Source organism: Paenalicyclobacillus macrosporangiidus, from assembly GCF_900116805.1.
In the GTDB taxonomy this organism is placed as follows: Bacteria; Bacillota; Bacilli; order Alicyclobacillales; family Alicyclobacillaceae; genus Alicyclobacillus_H; species Alicyclobacillus_H macrosporangiidus.
The window spans coordinates 1-25,645 of record NZ_FPBV01000004.1 but is presented as its reverse complement, the minus strand read 5'-3'; the positions used below and the strand labels follow the sequence as shown (position 1 = coordinate 25,645).

Sequence of the window (25,645 nt, the reverse complement as noted above, 5' to 3'; positions counted from 1 at the left end):
GCGATGCTGGATTCACTGCCGGTGACATGGGTGGCGGGCGTCGGGCAGGCGAAGGCCAAGGCGCTGCAGGATCTGGGCATTGTGACGGTGGGCGACCTGTTGCATCACTTTCCCGTGCGGTATGAGGACCGGCGGATATTGACCTTGGAAGCACAGGCGTCGTCCGACAAAGTCACCGTCCGCGCCGTGGTGGAAGGGATGGCGACGGTGCGGTGGCAGAACCGGCGGTCGCTCCTGCGGGCGCGCCTGCTCGTGGACCAACGCCACCGCGTGACCGGGCTGTGGTTCAACCAGCCCTACCTGAAAGAAAAATTGACCGACGGGCGCGTGGTGATTGTCAGCGGGAAGTTCGATCCCGCACGGCGCACGCTTGTCGTGTCGCACACCGATTTCGGCTCGGGGGACTCCGGCCGGTACGGGCGATGGGCCCCGGTGTACCGGGCGTCGCAGGCCATCTCCTCTGCTCAGCTCCAGACCCTCATCGAACGGGCGCTGGAGCAGTACGGCAATCAAGTGGAGGAGTTGTTGCCGCAGGCCTTGACCCAGCGCTACCGGCTGTGCACCCATGCCAAGGCGCTGCGCTGGATGCACCGTCCGGACGGGGAGGAAGCGCTGAAGCAGGCGCGCCGCCGCCTGGTGTTCGAGGAGTTTCTCTGTTTCCAACTGCAGCTTCAGTGGACACGCCACCGGCGCGAAGGGAATCTGGACGGGACGGGAAGAGAGGTTCCGGAGGACGCCTTTCGCATCTTTGAAGACAGCCTGCCGCATCCCCTGACGGGGGCCCAGCGCCGCGTCTGTCTGCAAATTCTCGACCGCCTGCAGCGGCCGGCGCCGATGCGTCTGCTGGTGCAGGGGGACGTCGGGTCGGGAAAGACGTGGGTGGCGCTGTGGGCGGTCTACGCGATGGCGCGCGCGGGCGGGCAGTCGGCCCTGATGGCGCCCACGGAGATCTTGGCGGAGCAGCATTTTCGTGAGGCCGTCGCGCGGCTGGAACCCCTCGGGTTGCGGGTGGGCCTCGTGACCGGGAGCACGCCGGGCAAGGTGCGCCAGGAGCGGGTGGCGCAGTTGGCCCGCGGCGAGATGGACCTCGTGGTCGGAACGCACGCGCTGTTGACCGAAGACGTCCAGTTTCGCGACTTGGGCCTCGTGATCACGGACGAACAGCACCGCTTCGGGGTGCAGCAGCGAGCGGGCCTTCGGCAGAAGGGGGGACGGCCCGACGTGCTGTTTCTGTCCGCAACGCCCATCCCTCGCACGCTCGCTATGGCGATCTACGGAGACATTGACGTGGGTGTGCTGGACGAACTGCCCGCGGGCCGCAAACCCGTCGTCACGCGGTGGCTGCCGCTCGCCCAGGAGGACCGCGCCATCCGTCTCGTTCGGCGGGAATTGGCGGCGGGCCGGCGGGCGTACGTCGTGGCGCCCCTCGTGGAAGACTCGGAGCAGCTCGCGGATGTCGCTTCGGCGACGCAACTGGCCTCGCGCCTGTCCGAAGCCTTCGCAGGGTATTCGGTCGGATTGTTGCACGGCCGGATGTCCAGCCGGGACAAGGACGAAGTCATGCGGGCCTTCGTCGAAGGGCGGATGCAGGTGCTCATCAGCACGACCGTCATCGAAGTCGGCATCCACGTCCCCGAGGCCACCGTGATGATGGTGTACCACGCGGAGCGGTTCGGACTCGCGCAACTCCATCAGCTGCGCGGGCGGGTCGGACGCGGCCGCTGGCAGAGCTACTGCATCCTGTTGTCGGATGCCGAAGGGGAGATGGCCAGGCGGCGGCTCGAGACGCTGGTGGAGACGCAGGACGGTTTCGTGATTGCCGAACGCGACCTGGAACTGCGCGGCCCGGGCGAGTTGTTTGGCGTCCGGCAGAGCGGGTTGCCGGAGTTCATGGTGGGCGACCTCACACGGGACTTCCGCGTGATGGAGGTGGCGCGGGACGAGGCGGTACGGGCCATGGAGAGCGGGGACTTTTGGCTGTTGCCGTCGTGGCGTCCCCTGCGCGAACATCTGCAGCGGCAGATGCAGTCTGCGCCCGTCCGCGACTGACCGGGCGGAATATGGACTTTGGCTGCCCCGTCGCGCATAATCAAGGATTATGATGGCGAAGACGGGATGGAGCATGAAACGGGCACTCGCGAGATGGACCCTTGGCGCGCTGCCCAAGCGCACCCTCACGGCGTGCGTGGGGCGGGTGTCGCGATGCCGCTGGAGCCGGCATTTGATCCCGTTGTACATCCGGTACTACGGGATTGATTGCAAGGATTTGGAGCGCCCGCCGCACGCGTACGACAACCTGCTGGAGTTTTTTTGCCGCAGACTGAAGAGCGGGGCGCGCCCCGTCGCCGGGGAGGGCATCGTGTCTCCGGTGGACGGGACGGTGAGTTGCTTCGGCCGCATCCGGGAAGGCAGCCTGCTGCAGGTCAAGGGCTGCACGTATACGTTGGCGGCTTTGCTCGGCGACGCACAGGAGGCCGAATCGTTTCAGGGCGGGGATTACATCACGCTCTACCTGAGTCCCCGCGATTATCACCGCGTTCACATGCCGCTGCCAGGCGTCATCCGGGGATGGCGCTACATCCCGGGCAGCCTGTTTCCGGTCAACCCGGCCGGGGTGCGCAGCATTCCGGGGCTGTTCACCAAGAACGAGCGGCTGATCACGTACGTGCACACGGCCAGCGGGCGGTTTGTGGTCGTGAAGGTCGGGGCCACCATCGTCGGCAGCATCCGAACCGGATATGGCCCGGGATACCGCGGGCCCGTCCGGCGGCGATCGGTCCGAATGGAGAGCGGATCCGCCTCGCTCCGGTTGGACCGCGGCGAGGAAATAGGCCGGTTTGAACTGGGTTCGACGGTGATCCTGGTGTTCGAACCGGGGATGGTGGGGGCCTTTCGGGTGCACGCAGGCCAATGGGTCCGCATGGGCCAGATGATTGCCACCACGGTGTGACGACCGGGTGTATGGCGGAACGGACAGAGTGGGCATCCTGATGCCGAGGTGGTGGGCATGAGACCTGTCCGGACCGTGTTGCGGTGGTGCGGAAAAGGCCTGCGCGCCTATTGGGCGTGGATGGTCAAGGCGAGCGAAACGATGGGAGATCCGTACGGGCCGTGGTGAGCGGCCGGGGCCGCATGTCCGAACCAGGGTGTGCGGCCCCGTTTTTTGTCACCTTGCTGGATGGGCGGAAAACCTGTAGAGTAGAAGTGTTAGAATGCGCGTTTTCGCGCACTGACCAGTGATGGGGTGACGATGCATGAGGATATTGATCGCCGGGGGCGACGGGTTCTGTGGTTGGCCGACCGCACTCCATTTTTCGGAACGCGGACACGAAGTGGCGATCGCGGACAGCTTGATCCGCCGCAAATGGGACGAGGAACTGGGAACTCAATCGCTCACGCCGATTGCTTCACTAGAAGAACGGGTACGGGCTTGGAAAGAAATTTCCGGAAAAGAGATTCGGGCATACGTCGGAGACTTGACCCAGTATGATTTCGTGGAACGTGTTTTCCGGGAGTTCGAGCCGGAGGCGATTGTCCATTACGCGGAACAACGTTCGGCGCCGTATTCCATGATTGACCGCGAACACGCCGTGTTCACCCAGGTGAACAACGTGGTCGGCACGCTCAACGTCCTGTACGCCATCAAGGAGATTGCGCCGGATTGCCATCTCATCAAGCTCGGGACGATGGGCGAGTACGGGACGCCCAACATCGATATCGAGGAAGGATACATACGCATTCAGCACAAGGGGCGGGAAGACGTCCTGCCGTATCCAAAACAGCCGTTCTCGTTCTACCACCTGTCCAAGGTCCACGACAGCCACAACATCATGTTTGCCTGCAAGGCGTGGGGCATTCGCGCCACCGATCTCAACCAGGGCGTCGTCTACGGGCTGTGGACGGAGGAGACCAAACGGGATGAGCGGTTGTACAACCGGATCGACTACGACGGGGTTTTTGGGACGGCGCTGAACCGCTTCTGCATCCAGGCGGCGGTGGGATACGACCTGACGGTGTACGGCAAGGGCGGACAGACGCGCGGATTCCTCGACATCCGTGACACCCTGCAGTGCGTGGAGCTGGCCGCTCTGCACCCGGCCGACCGCGGCGAGTTCCGCGTCTTCAACCAGTTCACGGAGCAGTTCTCCGTGCTGGAGTTGGCGGAGCGGGTGCAGCGGGTGGCGCGGACGATGGGCATTGAGGCCAAGATTGCCCACCTCGAGAACCCGCGCGTCGAAAAAGAGGAGCATTATTACAATGCCGTGCACACCAAGCTGCTCGACCTCGGCCTGAAGCCCCATCTGTTGTCGGACGACCTCATTCGGGAGTTGATTGACACCGCCCGCCGCTACCAGGATCGGGTGGACTTTCAGGTGATTGCGCCGACCGCCAAGTGGCGCTGACCCTGGCGGACGCCCCGCGGCCCCGTTTTCGGACGGCCGCGGGGCTTTTTTTACCGGTAATCGGGAGCCACCGGATTCCAGGGCAGGGCGGACTCTGCGGCCAGGGCGACAGCCAACAACTTCATCTCCCCGAAGCGCGGGCCCACCAACTGCAACCCGACGGGGAGTCCGTCCGGGGCCAGGCCGCAGGGCAGGGTGATGGCCGGCAGGCCGGTCAAATTCCACGGGTTGGTGTAGCGGGTGAGGTGTGCGCGGACCAAGACCTCCTGCGCACGGATGTGCGCCTTTTGCTGCCCCACATCCGTCGCCGTGATGGGGGTGGCGGGGGTGGCGATCACGTCGACCTGCGCGAACACCTGCTGCATCTCGGTGGCGAATTGGCGGCGGAAGCGCGTCGCCGTCACCACCTGATGGCCGCGGATCTCATACCCGCTCTCCAGGCGCTTTCGCACGTCTTCCCCGTACTGCTCCGGATGTGCCTTGAGCAGGGCTTCGTGGACGTCGAGCGCCTCGCTGGAGATGATGGCGTTCTGCATCTCGGGGACCTGGTGTGCGTTCGGCAGATCCACCTCCACCAGGTCGAACCCGTGTTCCTGAAGGGTGCGCAAGGCCGCCTGAACCGTCTGGGCGACGCCGGCGTGGCACTTGTCGAAGAAAAAGGATTTCGGAACCCCGACGCGGGCGCGCGCCTTCGGCTGGACCTGGTGATACGCCCGGGGCGGGATGCGCACCGTCGTCGGGTCACGCGGATCGGGCCCTGCCAGGACGGACAGGAGGAGCGCCGCGTCCAGGACGGATCTGGCCATGGGACCGACGTGATCCAACGAATCGGCGAGCGGGAATACGCCTGCCTTACTGACCAGGCCGTAGGTGGGTTTCAGGCCGACGTGGCCGCACAGGGCGGCCGGAATGCGGACGCTGCCGCCGGTGTCCGTGCCGAGGGCGGCCATGGCCAGTCCGGCCGCGATGGCCACACCGCTTCCGCCGCTCGAGCCGCCGGGGATCTTGGCGCGGTTCCACGGGTTGCGGGCGCGTCCGTAATGCGGATTTTCATTCGTGGTGCCGTACGCGTACTCGTGCAAATTGGTTTTGCCAATCACGATGGCGCCGGCCGCCCGCAGGCGCGCGACGGCGGTGGCGGTGCGGGACGGGCGGCGTCCGGCGAAGTGCAGCCCGCCGTAGGTGGTGGGCATGTCCTCGGTGTCGATGAGATCCTTGACGGCCACGGGGACGCCTGCCAGGGGACCGACCGGCAGCCCTTGGGCCAGCCGTTCGTCGATTTGCCGGGCCTCTTCCACGGCCGTTTCAGAGACGTGGATGTACGCGTGCAGCGCGGGATCGAACTGGCGGATGCGCGCCAAGGTGTCGCGCACCGCTTCTTCCGCGGAGATGTCCCGCTTGGCGAGGTGCTGTTGGTATTCCGAAATGGTCCACAGGTGGGGGTTCATACGCAGACGCCTCCTTCTCCCATGCGGAAATTATACAATTCCGAACGCAGAAAACCCACGCCCGGGTACGCGTGGGTTCTGCCGCCGGCCCCGGCCAGAAGCCGGAATCAGCGAGTCTGGGAGAGGAGAAACCGGAGGAAGTGCTTATGGGGAACTAAGCCTTCACCCGCGGTTGCCTACAACAGCAGATGCCGTTGTTGTCTACAGGTTTTCCAGTTTACGGGGGATTATACATGCGTCCTGCACTGGCGGAAAAATTTTTTCTCGGCCGCCCATGTGATACAGTGAAGACGATCCGATGCAGGCAACGAGGCGGGGTGGATATGCGCATCATTGCGGGACAGTGGCGCGGCGTCCGGTTGGTCGCCCCTTCCGGGGAGGTGGCGCGGCCGACGACGGACCGGGTCAAGGAGTCCCTGTTCAATTTGATGGGGTGGTCGTGGGAAGGCGGGATCGCGGTCGATCTGTTCGCCGGCTCGGGTTCTTTGGGCTTGGAGGCGTTGAGCCGGGGCGCGGACCACGCCGTGTTGGTCGACACGCACCCCCGGTCGCTGGCGGCGGTACGGGAAAACGTGCATCGGTTGCGCGCCGAGGAGCGCTGCTCCGTGTGGCGGCTGGACTGGGCGCGGGCCTGGGAGCGCCTGGAGCGTCTCGGCTGGGCCGCGGGGTGGGTGTTTGTCGATCCGCCGTACCGCCTGGGCCTGTGGCCCCGTGTCCTGTCGGTCCTCGCGGACAGCCCGGTGCCCATCCGGCACGGTGTGGCGTGCGAACACCCGGGCAGCGTGAATCTGCCGGACGCGGTGGGCCGGCTGCGGCGGGTCAAGCACCGCGTGTACGGGGACATCGCCATCTCGTTGTACCAATCCCATCCGCCGTCCGGACCGGATGGGGCCGCAGCGGCGGACGCGGTGGGAAAGGGGGGTGGAGTGATTGACGCGCGCGGTGTTTCCGGGCAGTTTTGATCCGATGACGAACGGTCACCTGGAGATCCTGGGCCGGGTGGCGCCGTTGTTTGACGAGGTGCGCGTGGCGGTGTTGGTCAACCCCGACAAGCGGCCGCTGTTCTCGGTGGAGGAGCGGATGGCGCTGATGCGCGAGGTGGTCCGGCCTTGGCCGAACGTCCGGGTGGACGCATTCTCGGGCTTGCTGGTGGACTACGTACGGCGGGAGGGGGTCGACGTGATTCTGCGCGGACTGCGCAGTGCCGTGGACTTTGAGGCGGAGATGCAGATGGCGCAGATGAACCGCCATCTTTACGGGGGGGCCGTGACCCTCTTCGTCCCGTCGGCGCCGGAGTACGCTTTTGTCAGCTCGTCGCTTGTCAAACAGGTGGCGGCGGGCGGCGGCGCCTTGGAAGGGTTGGTGCCGCCGCCGGTGGCATCCGCCTTGATGGAAAAGTTCCAGACCCGCGGGCGGAAATAGGGGACGGGGGAAACAGCGCGGGGAAGCGACTCCGCCTGCGGAGGATCCCCCGTTGGACGCGGGCCTGCGCGGATGAGGTGAGGGACCTTGGCGGACACGGTGATTGGCTTGGCGCTCGGTTCCGGAGGGGCCAAGGGATTCGCGCATATCGGCGTGCTCCGGGCGCTGGAGGAACACGAGATCCCCATTCACGTGGTGACCGGCAGCAGCATGGGCAGCCTCGTCGGCGCCCTCTATGTGACGGGGATGCGGCCGCGGTTCATGGAGCGGCTGGCCGCTTCGCTGCACGTGCGTCACTGGCTCGACCTGGGGATTCCGAAGGTGGGCCTCGTCGCCGGGGAGAAGGTGCACGAGATGCTGCGGCTGTTGACGCACCACGCCACATTTGAGGAGCTGGAGCGGCCGTTCGCCTGCGTGGCCACCGACCTGCTCCACCGCCGCAAGGTCATCCTGAAGACGGGGAGCGTGGCCGACGCGGTCCGCGCAAGCATCTCCATCCCCGGTGTGTTCGTGCCCGTCGTGACCGAGGAAGGGGTGCTCGTCGATGGGGGCGTGCTCGACCGGGTGCCGGTGGCTGCGGCGCGCCAGTTGGGCGCCGATGTGGTCATTGGCGTGGACGTCGCCGCCGTGTACCGGTCGCGCGTGCCCGAGACGGTGCTGGACGTCGTCACGATGTCCATCGACGTGATGCAGGAACACGCCTTGCGGTCGTCGGACAACGTCCCTGACGTCGCCATCGAACCGGACGTGTCGGATATCGGGACTTCCCAGTTTCACCGCAGCGCGGAGGCGGTGGCCGCGGGTTACCAGGCGGCGGTGGCGTCCATCCCGAAGATCCGGGCGGCCATCGAGGCGGCCAACGCCGCTCCGTAACGTGGATTGACAGCCTGCACCGAGGGACGCTATACTGGAATCCGTTGTCGACAGGGTGATGGAGATGGAGCTGCATGTGACCGACCTCCGCCAAGCCGGACGGCCGGTGAAGTTGCACGAGGATGTGGACCTGCCGCGGATCGTGGAAGAGAATCCGCAGGTCGCCGGGATGGATCCGGTGCACTGCGAGCTGGAGGCGGAGGCGGCACAGCACACGAGCCACGTGCACGGCCGCCTGACAACGCGGGTGACCTACGACTGTTCGCGTTGCCTGGAGCCGTTCGTGCGCGGGCTGACGACCCGGTTCGACGAGTTGTTCACGGACAATCCGGATGAGGTGGACGAGGATCACCACCTGTCGGGAGACACCATCGAGCTGGATCCGTACATCGAACAGGCCATCAATCTGGAGTTGGACGTGTATCCGGTGTGTTCGGACGCGTGCAAAGGTCTGTGCCCGGTGTGCGGGGCGAACCTCAACCTGGGCGAGTGCGGATGCGACCGCAGGCCGGTGGATCCGCGGTTGGACGTGTTGAAGGACTTGTTTTCCGACGACGGGTCCAAGTAAGATGTGGGTGGTCGCCGCGACGACCACGTCGAGGAGGTGTTCGAAGTGGCCGTACAGCAACACCGGGTGTCGAAGACCCGCAAGCGCCTGCGCCGCACGCACTTCAAGCTGGAGCTGCCGGACATGGTGGCGTGCCCGCAGTGCGGAGCGTACAAGTTGCCGCATCACGCGTGCCGCAATTGCGGTTCCTACAAGGGCCGCACCGTTTTGAAGGTGAAGTGAATCACGGGGAAAGCCGGTGGAAACCGGCTTTTTTCATTGCAAGGATGGTTTTTGGCCACACCCGCACCGACGCGCGTGCTGCCCGCCGTACGCAAGGATCGTGGGCTGACCCTTGCGCGCAGCCTGCGTCCTTGCTACAGTAAAATTATCACGTGGTTTTAATATCTGGTGATAATCCTTGTGGGATCACCGGTGGGGGATGGACGCTGAAGAAGTCGGAACGCCGGGCGGCGTTGGTGCAGAAGATCCGTGAAGACCCGTTCGTGACAGACGAGCAGTTGGCGGAACACTTTCAGGTCAGCGTGGCCACCATCCGGTTGGACCGTGCAGCACTTCACATTCCAGAGGTGCGTGAGCGCATCCGCCGGATGGCCAGCCGCCAATTGGACGCGCTCCGTTCTCTGGAACGCCAGGAGGTGGTCGGCGACATCCAGGAACTGGTTTTGGGGCGGTACGCCACCTCGGTGTTCCAGGTGTCACGGGAGCATGTGTTCGCGCGCACGGGCATCATGCGGGGGCACCATCTGTTCGCTCAAGTCAACTCCTTGGCCACGGCGGTGGTCGATGCGGACGTGGTCGTGACCGCCAAGGCGGAGCTGCGCTTCCACCGGCCGGTCCGGCTGGGTGAGTGGCTGCACAGCCGCGTCGACGTGGTGGCGCAGCGCGCGGGTCTGAGCAAGTGCCAGGCGGTTACGTACGCAGGCGGCGACCGGGTATTGGAAGGCGTGATCTGGACGAAAGCGGTGCGGACCGGTGCAATTGCGCCGTGGGATGAAGGGGTGGACGTGTGAGAATCGCGATTGACGTCATGGGCGGCGACCTGGCACCGGCCGCGCCCGTCCAGGGCGTGTTGGCGATGGCATCCGAACGGCCGGACGTCTCGTTCGTCCTCGTGGGAGACGAGGTCAAGATGCGCGCCGTTGCGGACGTGCCGTGGCCTCGTCAGGTGACGGTGCTGCACACCGACAGCGTGATTGAGATGGACGAGGAACCGGCGCGCGCCGTGCGGCGGAAACCGGATTCATCGCTGGTGACCGCTGCGCGTCTGGTTCGGGACGGAGAGGCGGACGCGATGGTGTCGGCGGGCAGCACCGGTGCACTGGTGGCCGCTGGGCTGTTGGTCGTCGGCCGTCTGCGGGGCATCCACCGGCCCGCGTTGGCGCCCGTCCTCCCGACGTTTTCCGGGAACGGGGTGATGCTCGCCGACGCCGGCGCGACGATGGACGCCGACAGCCACAATCTGCTGCAGTTCGCGGTGATGGCGAGCCTGTATTCGCAGCACGTGCTCGGCATTGCAAACCCCAGGGTGGGGTTGCTCAACGTGGGCACCGAGCCGGGCAAGGGAAACGCTGTCTGCAAAGAAGTGTATGGCCGGTTGGCGGCCTCTGGGCTGAACTTCACGGGCAACGTCGAGGCGCGCGAATTGCTCAGCGGCGCGGTCGACGTGGCGGTGTGCGACGGGTTCGTCGGGAACGTCGTGTTGAAGCTGATTGAGGGGGTGGGCCTGGGCCTGTTCGGCGCGCTCCGCGAAGTGTTGACGGCGGGCATGGCGCAGAAGTTGGCCGGCGCCGTCCTCAAACCGTCCCTCGTTCGGCTGCGGAACCGGTTTGACTACGCGGAGTACGGCGGGGCCCCCTTTCTCGGCGTCGCGGGCGGATGCATCAAGGCGCACGGCAGCAGCGACGCGCGGGCGTGGCGATCCGCCCTGCGGCAGGCCGTCCGTTTTGTCGAACAGGACATGGTTCAGAAAATGGCGCAGGGCTTGGCCCACGGGGTTGAGCCGGCGCGGGAGGAGAACGACAAGTGAACCGACCATACCGAGCGGGGATTCTCGGCACGGGGTCAGCCCTGCCTGCGCGGGTGTTGACAAACCACGATTTGGAGAAAATGGTTGATACAAGTGATACGTGGATCGTGGAGCGTACGGGTATCCGGGAGCGGCGCATCGCGGAGCCTGGGGAGGCCACGTCCGATTACGGGGTACAGGCCTGCCAGCGGGCGCTGGAAGCGGCCGGGGTGGCGCCGGAGGACGTGGGCATGGTGATCTGCGCCACGGTCACCCCGGACATGATGTTTCCATCCACGGCCAGCTTGATCCAGTACCGCATCGGGGCGGTTCACGCCGGCGCTTTCGACCTGTCGGCCGCCTGCACCGGATTTCTGTACGCGCTGGCCAATGCCGTGGCGATGGTGGAGAGCGGAATGCAGCGGTATGTATTGGTGTGCGCCGCCGACCTCTTGTCCCGCATCACGGACTACGAGGACCGCAGCACGTGCGTGCTGTTCGGGGACGGGGCGGGGGCGGTGTTGGTCGGCCGCGTGCCGGAAGACCGCGGCTTCCTCGCCTTCGATCTCGGCTCCGACGGCAGCGGCGGCCGGTTCCTTTACTTGCCCGCCGGCGGTTCGCGCCAACCGGCCAGCGCGGAGTCGGTGGCGGCGCGCCAGCACTTCATCAAGATGGAGGGACGGGAGACGTTCAAGTTCGCCGTCAAGGCCATGGCCTCTTCGACCGAGCGGGTGCTGGATGCCGCGGGCTTGGCGCGGGAGGACATCGACCTGTTGGTGCCCCATCAGGCGAACATCCGCATCATCGACGCGGCCCGAAAGCGATTCGGGTTGGAGGAAGAGAAGGTGGTCGTCACCATCGACCGGTATGGCAACACCTCCGCCTCTTCCATCCCGATTGCGCTGGATGAAGCGGTGCGCAGCGGCCGCGCCCGGGCCGGGCAGCTGATTGTCATGGTTGGGTTTGGCGGCGGTTTGACGTGGGGGGCCACGGCCGTCCGGCTGTGATCTCCCGAGCCAAGGAGGGAATCGGGTGAAACTCGCGTTTGTGTTTCCGGGCCAAGGGGCCCAGTACGTAGGGATGGGCAAAGCATTGTACGACCGTTATCCGACGGCTCGCGAGGTGATGGAGACGGCCGATCGGGTGCTGGGCTTCTCCCTCAGCCGGCTGTGCTTTGAGGGACCCGAGGCGGAGCTGAAGCTGACCTATCATACGCAGCCGGCGCTGTTGACCGTCAGCACGGCGGCGCACCGGGTGTTTCGGGAGTTGACCGGGATCGATCCGGTGGTCACCGCCGGCCACAGCCTGGGCGAGTATTCGGCCTTGGTGGCGGCCGGGGTGCTTCGCTTCGAGGAAGCGGTCCGACTGGTGCACCTGCGCGGCCGCTGGATGGACGAGGCGGTCCCGGCGGGCCAAGGGGCGATGTCCGCCGTGCTCGGCATGGATGCCGCCGAGCTGGAGGCGGTCTGCCGCGAGGCATCGGCGCCGGGAGAGCCGGTGGAGGTGGCAAACTTCAACTGCCCCGGCCAGATTGTCATCTCCGGCGCCGCGGAGGCGGTGGCCCGGGCGGGCGAGTTGGCCAAGGAGCGCGGGGCGCGGCGCGTCATCCCGTTGGAGGTCAGCGGCCCCTTCCACAGCTCGCTCATGAAGCCGGCCGCGGAGCGCCTGGCGCGCGCGCTGGCGGAGGTGACCTGGCAGGAGACCACCATCCCGGTCATGGCCAACGTCGACGCCGTCGCACGCACGGACCTCGCCGCGCTTCGGCAGGCACTGGAGGTTCAGTTGTACCGGCCGGTCCGGTGGGAGGATGAGGTACGCGCCATGCTGGAGATGGGCGTGGAGGGCTTTATCGAATTCGGCCCCGGCACGGTGCTCTCCGGGCTGATCCGCAAAGTGGATCGCAGGATTCCGGCTTTTCACGTAGAAGATGAAGTCTCGTTGCGCGAGACCATCGCGGCGATTCAGGCCTGAGGGACGGGCGGAAGGCTCAAGCGGCCGGACGCCCCGGACGGGCGAGAAGGAGGAGGTGTACGGGTGCAGGAGAGGGTATCCATCGTCACCGGCGCTTCGCGCGGCATCGGGCGGGCCATCGCTGTCGAGCTGGGCCGCGGCGGAGGCCGTGTGGTCGTCAACTGCGTCGGCCGCATCGAAGAGGCGCGGGAGACCGCTCGCTTGATTGAGCAGGAGGGCGGGCGCGCCATCGTCGAACAGGCGGACGTGCGTATTGCATCCGACGCGGAGCGGTTGGTAGAATCAGCGTTGGCTGCCTTTGGCCGGCTGGACGTCGTCGTGAATAACGCCGGCATCACCCGCGACACGTTGTTGCTGCGGATGAAGGACGAGGAGTGGGACGCGGTCCTCGACACCAATCTCAAGGGCGCGTTTCACCTGATCCGCGCGGCGGCCCGGCCGATGATGAAACAGCGCTCCGGGCGCATCATCAACATCACGTCGGTCGTGGGGATTGTCGGCAACGTGGGGCAGGCCAATTACGTCTCGGCGAAGGCGGGGCTGATTGGGTTGACGAAAGCGGCGGCCCGGGAGTTGGCGCCGCGGAACATCACGGTCAACGCCGTCGCGCCGGGCTTCATCGAGACGGACATGACGGCGGAGCTCGGCGAGGAATGGGTGGCCAAAATGAAGGAACAAATCCCGCTCGGGCACGTGGGACAACCCGTGCACGTGGCCAAGGCGGTCGCCTTCTTGGCGTCGCCCGACGCGGCGTACATCACCGGGCAGGTGCTGAATGTCGACGGCGGCATGGCCATGTAGTATACTCTGGAGTGTGGGCTTGTTCGCAGGAGGGGGTGAGATCATGGCTGACACGTTTGAACGCGTGAAGAAGATCATCGTCGAGCGCCTCGGAGTCGAGGACGACAAGGTCACCCCGGACTCCACGTTCAAGGACGACCTGGGTGCCGATTCCCTGGACGTCGTCGAACTGATCATGGAATTGGAAGATGAGTTCGACATGGAGATCTCCGATGAAGACGCGGAGAAAATCCGGACCGTCGGCGATGTGGTTACATATATCGAATCGCATCAGTCGTGACACAGACAGCTTTGCAACGGAGTCCCGCGCGGTTGCCGGGGCTTTGTTATATCGCGGGGTACGGATGGGGGTGCAAGGGTGAAACGGCGAGTCGTCATCACGGGACTCGGGGTGGTCACGCCCATCGGCAGCGACGTCCCCACGTTTTGGCGCAATCTGGTGGAGGGGCGCTCGGGGGTGTCGAGGATCGACGCGTTCGACGTGTCCGACTACCCCACCAAGATCGCAGCCGTGGTTCGCGATTTCAATCCGGAACCATATATCGACAAGAAGGAGTTGCGCCGGCTCGACCGGTTTACGCAGTTTGCCATCGCCGCCGCGCGGCAGGCGGTGGAGGACGCGGGGCTCGAGATCCATGAGGAGAATGCCGAACGGGTCGGCGTGTACATCGGTTCGGGCATCGGCGGCATCCACACGCTGCTGGAGAACTACCGTACCCTCTTGGACCGGGGGCCGCGCCGGGTGAGCCCATTTGTCGTCCCGATGATGATTGCGAACATGGCGTCCGGCCAGGTCTCCATCCTGCTCGGGGCCAAGGGTCCGAACTCAGCGGCCGTGACCGCGTGCGCGACCGGGACGCACGCCATCGGTGACGCGTTTAAGATCATCGAACGCGGTGACGCGGATGTGATGATTGCGGGCGGCAGCGAGGCGGCCATCGTCGATCTGGCGCTGGCGGGCTTCAGCAACGCGAAAGCGTTGTCCACGCGCAACGACGCGCCGGAGAAAGCGAGCCGCCCGTTTGACAAGGACCGGGACGGTTTCGTCATGGGCGAAGGTTCGGGTGTCATCGTGCTGGAGGCGCTCGATCACGCCTTGGCCCGCGGGGCCCGCATACGGGCGGAGATCGTCGGGTACGGGATGTCGGGAGACGCCTATCACGTCACGGCGCCGCATCCGGAAGGAGAGGGCGCCTACCGGGCCATGGCCGCCGCCCTGCGGGACGCCGGCATTCGCCCGGAGGACGTGGATTACATCAATGCGCACGGTACCTCGACGGACCTCGGCGACGTGTTGGAGACGGTGGCCATTAAGCGGTTGTTTGGTGAACACGCCAAGCGCCTCGCCGTCAGCTCCAATAAATCCATGATTGGGCACCTGCTCGGTGCGGCGGGCGGCGTCGAGGCGGTGGCGACGGTGAAGACGATTGAAGAAGGGATCCTGCCGCCGACCATCAATCTGGAGACACCGGACCCGCAGTGTGATCTGGACTACGTGCCGAACGTGGCGCGTCCCGCGCCGGTGCGTTACGCGTTGTCGAATTCGTTCGGGTTCGGCGGGCACAACGCGGTCATCGTGCTGAGCCGTTATCAACCGGAGTGACGGTGCGTTGGCAGGGTTGCGAGCCCCCGGCTTGGGCCGGGGGCTTTTTCCAAATAGAGGTGAGGTCGCTTGGCGAGGAACAGATGGGACGATTTGCAGTCCGCGCTCGAGATCACGTTTACAAATCCCGCCCTGCTCAAGCAGGCATTCACGCACGCATCCTATCGGAACGAGCACCGCAGACCTGCACTGCAAGACAATGAACGGCTGGAATTCCTCGGCGACGCCGTGCTGGAGCTGGTCGTCAGCGACTACTTGTACCGCACCCGACCGGATCTGCCAGAGGGAGAATTGACGCGCCTGCGGGCGTCCATCGTGTGCGAATCTTCTCTCGTCCGGTTCGCGCGCGGATTGGGGTTTGAACAGTACATCCGGCTCGGCAAAGGGGAGGAGCGTTCGGGCGGCCGAAACCGTCCAGCTCTGCTCGCCGACGTATTCGAGGCGTTTATCGGGGCCCTCTACCTCGATCAAGGGCTGGCCGCGGTGCAGGCGTTCGCGCACCGTCACATGTTTCCGCACGTACATGACTATTCCTCGGCGCTCGATTGCAAGACGGCGCTGCAGGAGTGGGTGCAACAACATCTGGGCCGGGATCTCCGCTATGAGACCGTGGAAGAGCGCGGACCGGCGCACGCCCGGGAATTTGTCGTCCAAGTCTGGGTCGGCGACGAGTGCATGGGCCGCGGCAGCGGTCGCTCGAAGAAAGAGGCGGAGCAGCGCGCGGCCGGCGAGGCCCTGCAGCGCTTGGGCCGCCTGCCGGTGAGGAGGGATCCGGTTGTTCCTGAAGCGGATTGATGTCGTGGGGTTCAAGTCATTCGCAGACAAGACCGGAATCGACTTCTCCCCTGGCATCACCGCGGTGGTGGGGCCGAATGGAAGCGGCAAGAGCAACATCGCCGACGCCATCCGCTGGGTGCTCGGCGAGCAGAGCGCAAAGAATCTGCGCGGCAGCAAGATGGAGGACGTGATCTTCGCCGGCAGCGAGACGCGCCGGCCCATCAATTTTTGCGAGGTCACGTTGACGCTGGACAACACGGACCGCCATCTGCCGGTGGTGTTCGACGAGGTGACGGTGACTCGGCGGGTGTACCGCTCGGGCGAGAGCGAGTATTTCATCAACCGGCAGCCGTGCCGCTTGCGCGACATCACCGAACTGTTCATGGACTCGGGCATGGGGCGGGAGTCCTATTCCATCATCGGGCAGGGGCGCATCGAGGAGATGCTCTCCACCCGCCCTGAGGATCGCCGGGGGCCGTTCGAGGACGCTGCCGGCATCGTGAAATTCAAGTTCCGCAAACGGGAGGCGGAACGCAAGCTGGAGGAGACGGCGGCGAACATCGTGCGCGTCGACGACCTCCTCTCGGAGCTGCAGCGGCAGGCGGGTCCCCTTCAGGTGGAGGCGGAGCGGGCCCGGCGGTACCAGGCGCTCGAGGCCGAGTGGAAGGCGATTGACATCGCGCTGTTGGTCGCCGAGATCGACCAACTGAACCACCGGTGGCGGGAGGCTTCGGCCACCGTGGAGGATCTCTCCCGCCTGCGCATCCAGCAGGCGCAGGCGGTGGCCGAGCGCGAAACGGCATTCCAGGAAACGCGGCGACGATTTGAAGAGGCGGCGGCCGCCGCGGATACGCTGCAGAAGCGGCTCATGGAAGACCTTCAGGCGCGCCAGCGCAGCGAGGGAGACCTCGCCTTGGCGCGGGAGCGGTTGGCGAACGCCCAGGCGGTCATCGCCGACCGCGAGGCGCAGCGGCAACAGGTGGCGGTCGAATGGGAGGAACTGCGGCGCCAGCGGGAGCAGGTGGATGCCCGCCGGGCGGAGGTCCGGTCGCATCGCGAGGGACAGGCGGCCGCGCTGGAGGCGGCCTTGGGGGCCGTCGATCCGAAGGCGCGCCAACGCCTGGAAGACGACATCGCTCGCTTGAACGCGGACCTCATCGAGGCGCATCACCAGGCGGCGTCGCTGCGCAACGAGCTCAAACTGGCCGAAGAATCCATCGCTCAGGAAGATCGCCGGCGTGAACGCCTCGACGCGGACCTCCAACGCCTGCGCGAAGAGGCCAAGCGGTACGCCGCCGAAGAGACCCGGTGGTCGGAGGCCGCGGCGGAACAACAGGCGCAGATGCGCGCCGCGGAAGCCGAACTGGAGGAGTTGGGCCGGCAGGTGCAGGCGCTCGGGCAGGAGGACGCGGCGCTGGCGGCCCGGCTCAACGAGTTGAAGGCGCGGATGGCGTCGCTCTCCTCCCGCCACGATCTGTTGCGCGAACTCGAAGAGGGATACGACGGATACGCGCTCGGCGTCAAGACGGTGTTGCAGGCGTCCGCCAAGCAGCGGCTGCAGGGCGTGCACGGCGCTCTCGCGACGCTTGTCGAGGTGGCCAAGGAACACGAGACGGCGGTCGAGGTGGCGCTTGGCGGGGCACTGCAGAACATCGTGGTGGAGACGGAGGAGGACGCCCGGGCGGCCATCGACCTGTTGAAGCGCCGGCAGGCAGGACGCGCGACCTTTTTGCCGATCTCGGTGATCAAACCGCGCCGCCTGTCCGCGCAGGACCTGGAGCGGGTGCGCGGTACCCCGGGGTTCGTCGGCGTGGCCAGCGACCTGGTGCGCTGCCGGCCGGAGCATCGCGGGGTGGTGGAGCACCTGCTCGGCAACGTGGTGGTGGCGGAGCGGCTCGTCGACGCCAACGCGTTGGCGCGTCGGTTGGACTACCGGGTGCGCATCGTCACCCGGGAAGGAGACGTGGTCAGTCCAGGCGGCGCCATGACAGGCGGAAGCCATCACAGGCGCGGTCCGGGACTGTTGGGCCGCAGCCGGGAGCGCCGCGAGGTGGAGCGCCACCTGGAGGCATGCCGCGAGGCGGAAGCGCAGTTGGTCGCCGAACAAAGCGCCGTTCGGGGGCGCATCTCGGCGCTGGGCCGGCAGCAGCAGGCCGTATGGGAGCGCTTGGAAGAGTCCAAAACCGCCCTCGCCGCGGCGGAGGCGGCCGCCCAGGAAGCGAGGACCCGCCGGCAGTCGGTGCAGGAGCGCCTGGACAGCGTGCGTTGGGACGCGGATCAGCTGCAGCAAGGACAGGACGCGTGGCGCGCGCGGGCTGCGGAAGCCGCACAACGTCTGGTGCTCGCCGAGGCGGAGATCAGGAAGCTGGAATCCATGCTGTCGGATGCGCGTGCCCGCCTGGCGGCCTGGGACGCGGAGGCGTCGGCCCGGCAGGAGACGGTCACCGCCTTGCGGGTCGAGGTGGCCCGGCTGGAGCAGGAGGAAGAGGCGCTGTCTCACCAGGTCCGGGATCTGGATGACCGGATGCACCGATTGGCGTCCCGGCGGAGCCTGCTGGAGAAGGATATCGCGGTTCAGGCGGACGCCGCACTCCAGGCGGAGGACGCGATTGCCGAAGCGTCGGCGCGTCTGGAAGCGTTGGCCGGCCAGGTGGTGGACTTGGAAGCCCAGCTCGAAGAGATCCGGCAGTCCCGCAGTGGCCTCGAGGCGGAGGTCGCCGAAGGCGAACGCCGGCTCCGCGAGGCGCAGCGAGCCCTGGCCGAGTTGGACGAGCGCCTGCACCGGGCGGAGGTGCAGGCGGAACGGGCCGATTTGGAGCTCAACCACGCCTTGCGCAAGCTCGGCGAGTCGTATCAGATGACGTACGAGTGGGCGCGCGGGCACCATCCGCCGCCGGAAGACGTCGAGGCGGCAAAACGGGAAGCCGACCGGCTGCGGCGGGCCATGGCCGATCTCGGCACGGTGCGGACCGGGGCCATCGAGGAGTGGGAACGGCTCAGCCAGCGCCTGCAGTTTCTCACGGACGAGCGCAACGATCTGGAGCAGGCCCGGGCGAACTTGAACCGCGTGATCGCCGAAATGGACGAGGAGATGGCCCGGCGTTTCCGGCAGACGTTCGAGCAGATCCGGGCGGAATTCCAGGTGTCCTTCCGGCAGCTGTTCGACGGGGGACGGGCGGATCTCACGCTCACGGAACCGGATCAGCCCCTGACCACGGGGATTGAGGTCATCGCGCAGCCGCCGGGGAAAAAGCTTCAGAATCTCAACCTGCTCTCGGGCGGAGAGCGGGCCTTGACAGCGATGGCCCTGTTGTTCGCCATCCTCAAGGTGCGGCCGGTGCCGTTCTGCGTGCTGGACGAGGTCGAGGCTGCGCTCGATGAGGCGAACGTGAGCCGCTTTGCCCAGCAGCTGCGGCGGTTCTCGGATGAGACGCAGTTCATCGTGATCACCCACCGGCGCGGCACGATGGAGGAAGCGGACGTCCTGTACGGCGTGACGATGCAGGAATCCGGGGTGTCGTCCCTCATCGGGGTGCGGCTGGGCGACGACGAGCCGGAGTTCGAGAGCGCCTGAGACGCTCGGATGCATGGCGTGGCCCGGTTCATTTCACCGCGCGGCGGGAACACTGGCCGTCTCCCGGGCGGTGGACGAGGGGCTGGCGTGGAAGGGAGCGACGCGAATGGGATTGTTCGACAAGTTCCGGCGCGGGTTGGAGAAGAGCCGGGAGGCCGTTTGGGGGCGGCTGACGGGTGTCTTCCAGGGACGCAAGCTGGACGAGTCGCTGTATGAACAGATGGAAGAAGCGTTGATTGCGGCGGACATGGGCGTCGACACCTCGCTGTGGATGGTCGAACGCGTCCGGCAGTTGGCCCGCCAGGAAAAGCTGTCCGATCCCGCGGGTTTGCCGGTGCTGTTGCAGCGGGCGATGGAAGAGGCGTTCGCGGACAACGACGCGCGCATGCGCACCGCGGAGGCGGGGCCGACGCTCTACCTGGTGGTGGGCGTCAACGGGGTCGGAAAGACCACCACCATCGGCAAGCTGGCGGCGCGCTACGGGAAGGAGGGCCGGAAGGTGATCCTGGCGGCGGCGGACACCTTTCGGGCCGCGGCCATCGAGCAGTTGGTGGAGTGGGGCACGCGCGCAGGTTGCGACGTCGTGCGCCACAGTCAAGGCGCCGATCCGGCGGCGGTGGTGTACGACGCGATCGCGGCGGCGAAAGCCCGCCGGGCGGACGTCGTCCTCTGCGACACGGCGGGCCGCTTACACAACAAGGCTCATCTGATGGCGGAGTTGGCGAAGGTCAACAAGGTCATCGCCCGGGAACTGCCGGGTGCGCCGCACGAGGTGCTGCTGGTGGTCGACGGCACCACGGGCCAGAACGCCTTGGCGCAGGCGAAGGCGTTCAAGGAGGTGGTGTCCGTGACGGGCCTGGTCGTCACCAAGCTGGACGGCACCGCCAAGGGTGGCGTGGTGGTCCCGATTGTGCGCGAGGAGGGCATTCCGGTCAAATGGGTCGGGCTCGGCGAGGGGATTGACGATCTGGAACCGTTCGATGCCGCGTCGTTCGCGGCGGGGATCTGCCGGCCGTGACCCGAGCTGGCTGTAAAGGGGATTTCCTTGACAATGTCGGATGACGCCCGTATCATGGAGAAGGTCACGCGGGTGGGCCATCTCTACGACTGCTATGGCCAGCTGTTGACCGAACGACAGCGGCAGATGGTGGAGCTGCACTACTTCGACGACTGGTCGTTGGCGGAGATCGCCGAGCACTTCGGCGTCAGCCGGCAGGCGGTTCACGACAACCTGCGGCGTGCGGAGGAGCAGCTCGAGGCGTACGAGGCGGTGCTGTCGATGGCGGCCGGGGCGGCGGTCCTGCGCCGGATGTTGGCGGCTTGGCCCCGAGTGGCCGCCTGTCTGCCGGAGGCCGAGCGGGATCGGTTTGCAGGCTGGCTGCGCGAGTTGGCGGCCGTCCTGCGGACGCCGTGGGAAGAGGGGTGAGGCCATGCTGGAAGGCATCTCGAGCAGCCTGCAGAAGGCGCTTGGCAAACTGCGATCCAAAGGCAAGCTGACGGAGGATGACGTGCAGGCCGCGATGCGCGAGGTGCGCCTGGCGCTGCTGGCGGCGGACGTCAACGTCAAGGTGGTCAAGCAGTTTGTCGATCGCGTTCGCGAACGCGCCATCGGGCAGGAGGTGCAGAAGAGCCTCACGCCCGGTCAGCAGGTCGTCAAGATTGTCTACGAAGAGCTGACGGAGCTGATGGGCGGCAGCCAGGAACGGCTGCGCATGGCGGCCAAACCGCCGACGGTCGTGATGCTGGTCGGCCTGCAGGGCGCGGGCAAGACGACGGCGGCCGCCAAGCTGGCGCTCTCCTTTCGCCGTCATCAACACCGGCCGCTTCTGGTGGCGGCCGACGTGTACCGCCCGGCGGCCATCCACCAGTTGGAGGTGCTGGGAAAACAGATTGACGTCCCGGTCTTCCAACTGGGGAACCAGGCGGATCCGGTCGACATCGCCCGCAGCGGGCGAGAGGAGGCCATTCGGCAGGGGGCCGACGTGGTCATCATTGACACCGCGGGCCGCCTGCACATCGACCAGCCGTTGATGGACGAACTGCGGCGGATGCGGGACGCGCTGCAGCCGGACGAAGTGCTCCTCGTCGTCGACGCGATGACGGGTCAGGACGCAGTCACGGTGGCGGAATCGTTCCACCAGCACCTGGGCTTGACGGGCGTGATCCTCACCAAGCTGGATGGCGATACCCGCGGCGGTGCGGCGCTGACGGTGCGCGCGGCGACGGGATGCCCCATCAAGTTCGTGGGTCTCGGGGAGAAGATTGAACCCCTTGAACCGTTCCACCCGGACCGGCTGGCTTCCCGGATCCTCGGCATGGGGGACGTCTTGAGCCTGATTGAGCGGGCGCAGGAGGCCATCGACCTGGAAAAGGCCCAGGAGATGGAGCACAAGCTCCGGACGGCGCAGTTTACGCTCGATGACTTTCGCGAGCAGTTGCAACAGGTGCGCAAACTCGGGCCCATGGACCAGATCCTGAAGATGCTGCCCGGCGTCAACAAGATCAAGGGGATAGAGAACCTGCAGGTGGACGAGCGCCGGCTGCAGCGGATCGATGCCATCATCTCCTCCATGACGAAGGAAGAGCGCCAGGACCCGTCCATCATGAACGCAAGCCGCCGCCGCAGGGTGGCGATGGGCAGCGGCGTCACGGTGCGGGAAGTCAACCAGGTGCTCAATCAGTTCGAGCAGGCGCGGGAGATGATGAAGCGCTTTGCGGGCCTCGGGAAGCGATTCGGGCGGCGGAGCGCACTGAACGCACTGAAGTCGATGGGCGACCTGGGCGATCTCGGCGGGCTCGCGGGGGGCCAGGTGCCGGGCGCGTCCGGGGCGCCGGGAGTGGGCCGCGAACGGCGGCACCACAAGAAGAAGAAGCGGCGTTAAGCCGCGCGGGATCGCGGTGGTAGCGCGATCGAAAGAAATTGTACGGTACGGAGGGATCTTTCCATGGCAGTGAAGATTCGATTGAAGCGGATGGGCGCGAAGAAGGCGCCGTTCTACCGGGTGGTTGTGGCGGATTCGCGTTCGCCGCGCGACGGACGGTTCATCGAGCAGATCGGGACCTACAACCCGCTCACGGATCCGGCGGCCATCCAGATCAACGCCGAGCGCGCCCTGCACTGGCTTCAGACGGGGGCCCAGCCGACGGACACGGTGCGGCACCTGTTCCGGCAGGCAGGAATTCTGAAGCAATTCCACGAACTGAAGCTGAGTAAGAAGTAAGTCTGCGGGGGTGCCGAACCGCCCGCGCACAGGGGGCCGTCGGATGAAGGAATTGGTGGAGTACCTGGCCAAATCGCTGGTTTCCCAGCCGGACGCCGTGGTCGTCACGGAGGAGCAGCGCGGAGAGACGCGGGTCTACCGGGTGTCGGTTCACCCGAGTGACACGGGGAAGGTCATCGGCCGCCACGGGCGGATTGCGAAGGCCATCCGCAGCGTCGTCAGCGCGGCGGCGCATCGGGAGAATCAGCAGGTCGTGGTCGACATCGAAGCCTGAAGGCGGGGGCGTCGGGAGCGGTGCGGTGCGCCATGAGGTCTGCCGGTGAGGCTCGTTGTCTCCGGGGACCGCGGTTGGCGGGCGCATCCTCCTGAGGCCCTCAGGTTCGGCGACGCGCGGTGGAGGAGGACGGGCTGTGATCACGATTCGGCAACCGGTCGCGGTCAAGTTTATCTTGACGGAGGCCACGAAGCAGCAGATCCTGAACGAGCAGCGGCGCCAGGTCGAACGGCTCACCGCAGAACTGGAGCAGTTGGAGCAACAGGGCCGGCAGCTTTTGGAACAGGCGATGACCCAGGGTGGGGATGTGGCGCAGCAGGTCCGCCAGCGGATCGAGCAGGAGCGCAACACCCGCGTTCAGCAGCGCGAGCAGTTGATCCAGCAGATCCAGCAAATTCAGCAGATGGAGCTCGGCACGGAGATTCAAAATATGAGCGTGGAGACGACCGTCGACGTGCACGTGGGGGATGACTGGAGCAAGATCCTGCGCGGCGCGGAGATCATCATCAAGGACGGGATTGTGCACGAAATCCGCCGAGGCGGCGAACCGGTGCGCGACTGAGCGTCCAAGGTTCGCCTGAGGTGGAATGTGGCATGGGGCCGGGAGCCACGGGAGCGTGGACGCCGGCCCTGTTTGCGCGAACGGAGGGATTTCGGTGGCGGATACCTACTACACGGTGGGGGCCATCACAGGCACGCACGGGCTCCGGGGCGAGGTCAAGGTCATCTCCCGGACGGATTTTCCGCAGGTGCGGTTTCGGAAAGGGTCGCGCCTGTACATCCGGCAGCCTGGCGGAACGCCCGTGGCGGAGGTGACGGTGCGGTCCGGCAGGCGTCACAAACACTGGTGGCTGGTGGCGTTCGAAGACATGCTGTCGATCAACGATGTCGAGCGCTTCAAAGGGATGGAACTGTGTGTCCATGCGTCGCAGTTGCAGACGCTCCCCGAGGGGACGTACTACATTCATGACCTGATTGGTCTCGAGGTGGTCGCGGACGACGGCCGGTGGGTGGGACGATTGGTCGAGGTGCTGCGCCCTGGGGCGAATGACGTGTACGTGGTCCGCGGCCCCCTGCAGAAGAACGACGTGCTGTTGCCTGCGATCCCGGATTGTGTATTGGACGTCGATCTCGCGGCCAAACGCATGACGGTTCATCTGCTGCCGGGCCTGTTGGACGAAGATGAGGACGTGGACGACGTCGTCGGTGACGTGGTGGACGACGCGGCGGAGGACGTGGAAGGAGCTTCCCAAGGGGGCGTCGGGCAGAGAACGGGTGCGCCAGAGGGACAGGCCGAGGGTGGAGCCCCGCTGGATGTGGAGGAACGCTGATGCTGCGAGTGGCCGTGTTGACCCTGTTTCCGGAGATGTTCACGGGTGTGCTGGGTGCGAGTATTCTGAAGCGCGCCCTGGAGCAAGGCCAGCTCGCGGTGGAATTGGTGAATTTTCGCGACTTCGCCACGGACCGGCACCGCACCGTGGACGACTATCCGTTCGGGGGCGGGGCGGGCATGCTGCTCAAACCGGGACCGTTGTTCGATGCGGTGGAGGCGGTGCGCTCGCGTATGCCGGGGGGGTGTCCGCGCGTCCTCCTGATGTCGCCGCAGGGGCGGGTGTTGACGCAAGGCCTGGTGCAGGAGTTGGCGCGGGAACGCGAGTGGATGGTCTTGTGCGGCCATTACGAGGGGTTCGATGAACGCGTCCGGGAACACCTGGTCACCGACGAAATCTCCTTGGGCGATTTCGTTCTGACCGGGGGAGAAATTGCGGCCATGGCGCTGTTGGACGCAGTCGCGCGCCTGTTGCCGGGTGTGCTGGGCAATCAGGCGTCGGCGCATGACGAGTCGTTTTCCGCGGGATTGTTGGAGTATCCGCAGTATACTCGTCCTGCCGTCTTCCGGGATTGGGCGGTCCCGCCGACGTTGCTGTCCGGGCACCATCAAAAGATCGCAGAATGGCGCCACGTGCACGCCCTGTACCGAACCTGGGCGCGCCGGCCGGATCTGCTCCGCGGGTATCCATTGACGGACGCGGATCGGCGTTGGATTGCGCGCTGGGAGCAGGGGGATTTCAGCGGGATCGACGTCCTGGAGCCGCAGCATCGTGCTGAACGGATGTGAACATCGATGATGGTCCGCGTCCGCCCCGGTGGCCAACAGGATCCAACGGAATCCGAAACTGTGGATTGGATGAATTTACTATTTGATCTCTACGCCGATCCGTGCTATATTCGGATACGTCGCTGCTGCGACGGCATCGCCGATACGGCCACAGCGCCAGTCAGGCGCTCGGGTGCGAGCGGTTCGGATGTCGGCGGAACCATCCAATAGGATCAGCCGGTGTAAGTCTTCCAGCGGAGGCTGCCAAGTGAAGGTCCTCCAAAGACTCCCGCTTCCCTTCGGGGTTGCGGTGTGGTAAGATGGATGGCGCCGCTTGGCGGCAGGGAAAGCGACTGGTTCCTTGAAAACTGAACACGCCCTGAGAGCGAACGTACGAAGTGATTCGAAAGAGTCACAGGATAGGTTTGAGAGTTTGATCCTGGCTCAGGACGAACGCTGGCGGCGTGCCTAATACATGCAAGTCGAGCGGGTTTCAGGAGGCTTGCCTTCTGGAATCAGCGGCGGACGGGTGAGTAACACGTGGGCAATCTGCCTGTCAGACCGGAATAACGCCTGGAAACGGGTGCTAATGCCGGATAGAGCA

General features: G+C 65.9%; 26 protein-coding genes and 1 rRNA gene. 26 read left to right on the top strand and 1 reads right to left on the bottom strand.

Annotated features, from left to right (window positions below; all coding sequences use genetic code 11):
* The first annotated feature begins 3 nt into the window (after positions 1–3).
* The 3 genes from recG to BM357_RS04665 all read left to right on the top strand — a co-directional run bounded on the left by recG (position 4) and on the right by BM357_RS04665 (position 4,403).
* On the top strand, positions 4–2,049 hold the full coding sequence (gene recG, locus BM357_RS04675) for an ATP-dependent DNA helicase RecG (RefSeq protein WP_074950166.1): 2,046 nt from the start codon (positions 4–6) through the stop codon (positions 2,047–2,049).
* A 73-nt stretch (positions 2,050–2,122) separates the two neighbouring features.
* Positions 2,123–2,950, top strand: a complete 828-nt coding sequence (gene asd / locus BM357_RS04670; protein ID WP_074950440.1) for an archaetidylserine decarboxylase — start codon at positions 2,123–2,125, stop codon at positions 2,948–2,950.
* Between the two features lie 304 nt (positions 2,951–3,254).
* Entirely contained in the window at positions 3,255–4,403 is a 1,149-nt protein-coding gene (locus tag BM357_RS04665; protein WP_074950165.1) for an NAD-dependent epimerase/dehydratase family protein, read from the top strand.
* A 50-nt stretch (positions 4,404–4,453) separates the two neighbouring features.
* Here the strand turns inward: BM357_RS04665 and BM357_RS04660 are convergent, their stop codons facing one another.
* Complete coding sequence (locus BM357_RS04660) at positions 4,454–5,851, bottom strand: Asp-tRNA(Asn)/Glu-tRNA(Gln) amidotransferase GatCAB subunit A (protein WP_074950164.1); 1,398 nt, start codon at positions 5,849–5,851, stop codon at positions 4,454–4,456.
* Positions 5,852–6,174: 323 nt separating this feature from the next.
* Here BM357_RS04660 and rsmD point away from each other — a divergent pair, with 323 nt between their 5' ends.
* The 23 genes from rsmD to BM357_RS04545 form a co-directional block, all read left to right on the top strand.
* A complete protein-coding gene (gene rsmD / locus BM357_RS04655) occupies positions 6,175–6,813 on the top strand; it encodes a 16S rRNA (guanine(966)-N(2))-methyltransferase RsmD (RefSeq protein ID WP_074950162.1) in 639 nt (212 codons plus the stop codon).
* On the top strand, positions 6,782–7,273 hold the full coding sequence (coaD, locus tag BM357_RS04650; RefSeq protein WP_074950160.1) for a pantetheine-phosphate adenylyltransferase: 492 nt from the start codon (positions 6,782–6,784) through the stop codon (positions 7,271–7,273). Before rsmD ends, coaD begins: the two co-directional genes overlap by 32 nt.
* An 87-nt stretch (positions 7,274–7,360) precedes the next feature.
* A complete protein-coding gene (locus BM357_RS04645; protein WP_074950158.1) occupies positions 7,361–8,146 on the top strand; it encodes a patatin-like phospholipase family protein in 786 nt (261 codons plus the stop codon).
* Positions 8,147–8,210: 64 nt separating this feature from the next.
* Positions 8,211–8,714: a YceD family protein gene (locus BM357_RS04640; protein ID WP_074950155.1), complete on the top strand. Its 504-nt coding sequence runs from the start codon at positions 8,211–8,213 to the stop codon at positions 8,712–8,714.
* Between the two features lie 45 nt (positions 8,715–8,759).
* Positions 8,760–8,936 carry a 50S ribosomal protein L32 gene (gene rpmF, locus BM357_RS04635; protein ID WP_074950153.1) on the top strand — a complete coding sequence of 59 codons (177 nt, stop codon included), beginning with the start codon at positions 8,760–8,762 and terminating at the stop codon, positions 8,934–8,936.
* 152 nt (positions 8,937–9,088) lie between these two features.
* Positions 9,089–9,727, top strand: a complete 639-nt coding sequence (gene fapR / locus BM357_RS04630; protein WP_281245565.1) for a transcription factor FapR — start codon at positions 9,089–9,091, stop codon at positions 9,725–9,727.
* Positions 9,724–10,743 (top strand): phosphate acyltransferase PlsX, encoded by a 1,020-nt coding sequence (gene plsX, locus BM357_RS04625; protein WP_074950151.1) that lies wholly within the window; start codon positions 9,724–9,726, stop codon positions 10,741–10,743. Before fapR ends, plsX begins: the two co-directional genes overlap by 4 nt.
* Positions 10,740–11,729: a beta-ketoacyl-ACP synthase III gene (locus tag BM357_RS04620; RefSeq protein WP_074950149.1), complete on the top strand. Its 990-nt coding sequence runs from the start codon at positions 10,740–10,742 to the stop codon at positions 11,727–11,729. Before plsX ends, BM357_RS04620 begins: the two co-directional genes overlap by 4 nt.
* A 25-nt stretch (positions 11,730–11,754) precedes the next feature.
* Positions 11,755–12,693, top strand: a complete 939-nt coding sequence (gene fabD, locus BM357_RS04615) for an ACP S-malonyltransferase (RefSeq protein WP_074950147.1) — start codon at positions 11,755–11,757, stop codon at positions 12,691–12,693.
* A 63-nt stretch (positions 12,694–12,756) separates the two neighbouring features.
* A complete protein-coding gene (gene fabG / locus BM357_RS04610) occupies positions 12,757–13,494 on the top strand; it encodes a 3-oxoacyl-[acyl-carrier-protein] reductase (RefSeq protein WP_074950145.1) in 738 nt (245 codons plus the stop codon).
* A 43-nt stretch (positions 13,495–13,537) separates the two neighbouring features.
* Positions 13,538–13,774 carry an acyl carrier protein gene (gene acpP, locus BM357_RS04605; protein ID WP_029420549.1) on the top strand — a complete coding sequence of 79 codons (237 nt, stop codon included), beginning with the start codon at positions 13,538–13,540 and terminating at the stop codon, positions 13,772–13,774.
* 78 nt (positions 13,775–13,852) lie between these two features.
* Complete coding sequence (fabF, locus tag BM357_RS04600; RefSeq protein WP_074950143.1) at positions 13,853–15,097, top strand: beta-ketoacyl-ACP synthase II; 1,245 nt, start codon at positions 13,853–13,855, stop codon at positions 15,095–15,097.
* 69 nt (positions 15,098–15,166) lie between these two features.
* Positions 15,167–15,892 (top strand): ribonuclease III, encoded by a 726-nt coding sequence (rnc, locus tag BM357_RS04595; RefSeq protein WP_074950141.1) that lies wholly within the window; start codon positions 15,167–15,169, stop codon positions 15,890–15,892.
* Positions 15,873–19,448: a chromosome segregation protein SMC gene (gene smc / locus BM357_RS04590; protein WP_074950139.1), complete on the top strand. Its 3,576-nt coding sequence runs from the start codon at positions 15,873–15,875 to the stop codon at positions 19,446–19,448. Before rnc ends, smc begins: the two co-directional genes overlap by 20 nt.
* A gap of 106 nt (positions 19,449–19,554) precedes the next feature.
* Positions 19,555–20,466 (top strand): signal recognition particle-docking protein FtsY, encoded by a 912-nt coding sequence (gene ftsY, locus BM357_RS04585; RefSeq protein WP_074950138.1) that lies wholly within the window; start codon positions 19,555–19,557, stop codon positions 20,464–20,466.
* A gap of 54 nt (positions 20,467–20,520) precedes the next feature.
* A complete protein-coding gene (gene ylxM, locus BM357_RS04580; protein WP_074950436.1) occupies positions 20,521–20,874 on the top strand; it encodes a YlxM family DNA-binding protein in 354 nt (117 codons plus the stop codon).
* A gap of 4 nt (positions 20,875–20,878) precedes the next feature.
* Positions 20,879–22,330, top strand: a complete 1,452-nt coding sequence (gene ffh, locus BM357_RS04575; RefSeq protein WP_074950136.1) for a signal recognition particle protein — start codon at positions 20,879–20,881, stop codon at positions 22,328–22,330.
* Positions 22,331–22,393: 63 nt separating this feature from the next.
* Complete coding sequence (rpsP, locus tag BM357_RS04570) at positions 22,394–22,669, top strand: 30S ribosomal protein S16 (RefSeq protein ID WP_074950133.1); 276 nt, start codon at positions 22,394–22,396, stop codon at positions 22,667–22,669.
* 43 nt (positions 22,670–22,712) lie between these two features.
* Complete coding sequence (locus tag BM357_RS04565) at positions 22,713–22,943, top strand: KH domain-containing protein (protein WP_074950132.1); 231 nt, start codon at positions 22,713–22,715, stop codon at positions 22,941–22,943.
* Between the two features lie 136 nt (positions 22,944–23,079).
* Entirely contained in the window at positions 23,080–23,505 is a 426-nt protein-coding gene (locus BM357_RS04560; RefSeq protein ID WP_245783837.1) for a YlqD family protein, read from the top strand.
* Between the two features lie 94 nt (positions 23,506–23,599).
* A complete protein-coding gene (gene rimM / locus BM357_RS04555; RefSeq protein ID WP_074950130.1) occupies positions 23,600–24,274 on the top strand; it encodes a ribosome maturation factor RimM in 675 nt (224 codons plus the stop codon).
* A 2-nt stretch (positions 24,275–24,276) separates the two neighbouring features.
* On the top strand, positions 24,277–25,062 hold the full coding sequence (gene trmD, locus BM357_RS04550) for a tRNA (guanosine(37)-N1)-methyltransferase TrmD (RefSeq protein WP_175511453.1): 786 nt from the start codon (positions 24,277–24,279) through the stop codon (positions 25,060–25,062).
* A gap of 400 nt (positions 25,063–25,462) precedes the next feature.
* Positions 25,463–25,645: ribosomal RNA gene (locus BM357_RS04545) — 16S ribosomal RNA — on the top strand; the annotation flags it as partial.

What these genes read in the sequence shown, in the direction of transcription:
- acpP (WP_029420549.1), top strand. Translation starts at nt 13,538, where the DNA reads ATGGCTGACACGTTTGAACGCGTGAAGAAGATCATCGTCGAGCGCCTC.
- asd (WP_074950440.1), top strand. Translation starts at nt 2,123, where the DNA reads ATGAAACGGGCACTCGCGAGATGGACCCTTGGCGCGCTGCCCAAGCGC.
- BM357_RS04640 (WP_074950155.1), top strand. Translation starts at nt 8,211, where the DNA reads ATGGAGCTGCATGTGACCGACCTCCGCCAAGCCGGACGGCCGGTGAAG.
- ftsY (WP_074950138.1), top strand. Translation starts at nt 19,555, where the DNA reads ATGGGATTGTTCGACAAGTTCCGGCGCGGGTTGGAGAAGAGCCGGGAG.
- BM357_RS04660 (WP_074950164.1), bottom strand. Translation starts at nt 5,851, where the DNA reads ATGAACCCCCACCTGTGGACCATTTCGGAATACCAACAGCACCTCGCC.
- ylxM (WP_074950436.1), top strand. Translation starts at nt 20,521, where the DNA reads ATGGAGAAGGTCACGCGGGTGGGCCATCTCTACGACTGCTATGGCCAG.
- recG (WP_074950166.1), top strand. Translation starts at nt 4, where the DNA reads ATGCTGGATTCACTGCCGGTGACATGGGTGGCGGGCGTCGGGCAGGCG.
- BM357_RS04565 (WP_074950132.1), top strand. Translation starts at nt 22,713, where the DNA reads ATGAAGGAATTGGTGGAGTACCTGGCCAAATCGCTGGTTTCCCAGCCG.
- rsmD (WP_074950162.1), top strand. Translation starts at nt 6,175, where the DNA reads ATGCGCATCATTGCGGGACAGTGGCGCGGCGTCCGGTTGGTCGCCCCT.
- rpsP (WP_074950133.1), top strand. Translation starts at nt 22,394, where the DNA reads ATGGCAGTGAAGATTCGATTGAAGCGGATGGGCGCGAAGAAGGCGCCG.
- ffh (WP_074950136.1), top strand. Translation starts at nt 20,879, where the DNA reads ATGCTGGAAGGCATCTCGAGCAGCCTGCAGAAGGCGCTTGGCAAACTG.
- BM357_RS04665 (WP_074950165.1), top strand. Translation starts at nt 3,255, where the DNA reads ATGAGGATATTGATCGCCGGGGGCGACGGGTTCTGTGGTTGGCCGACC.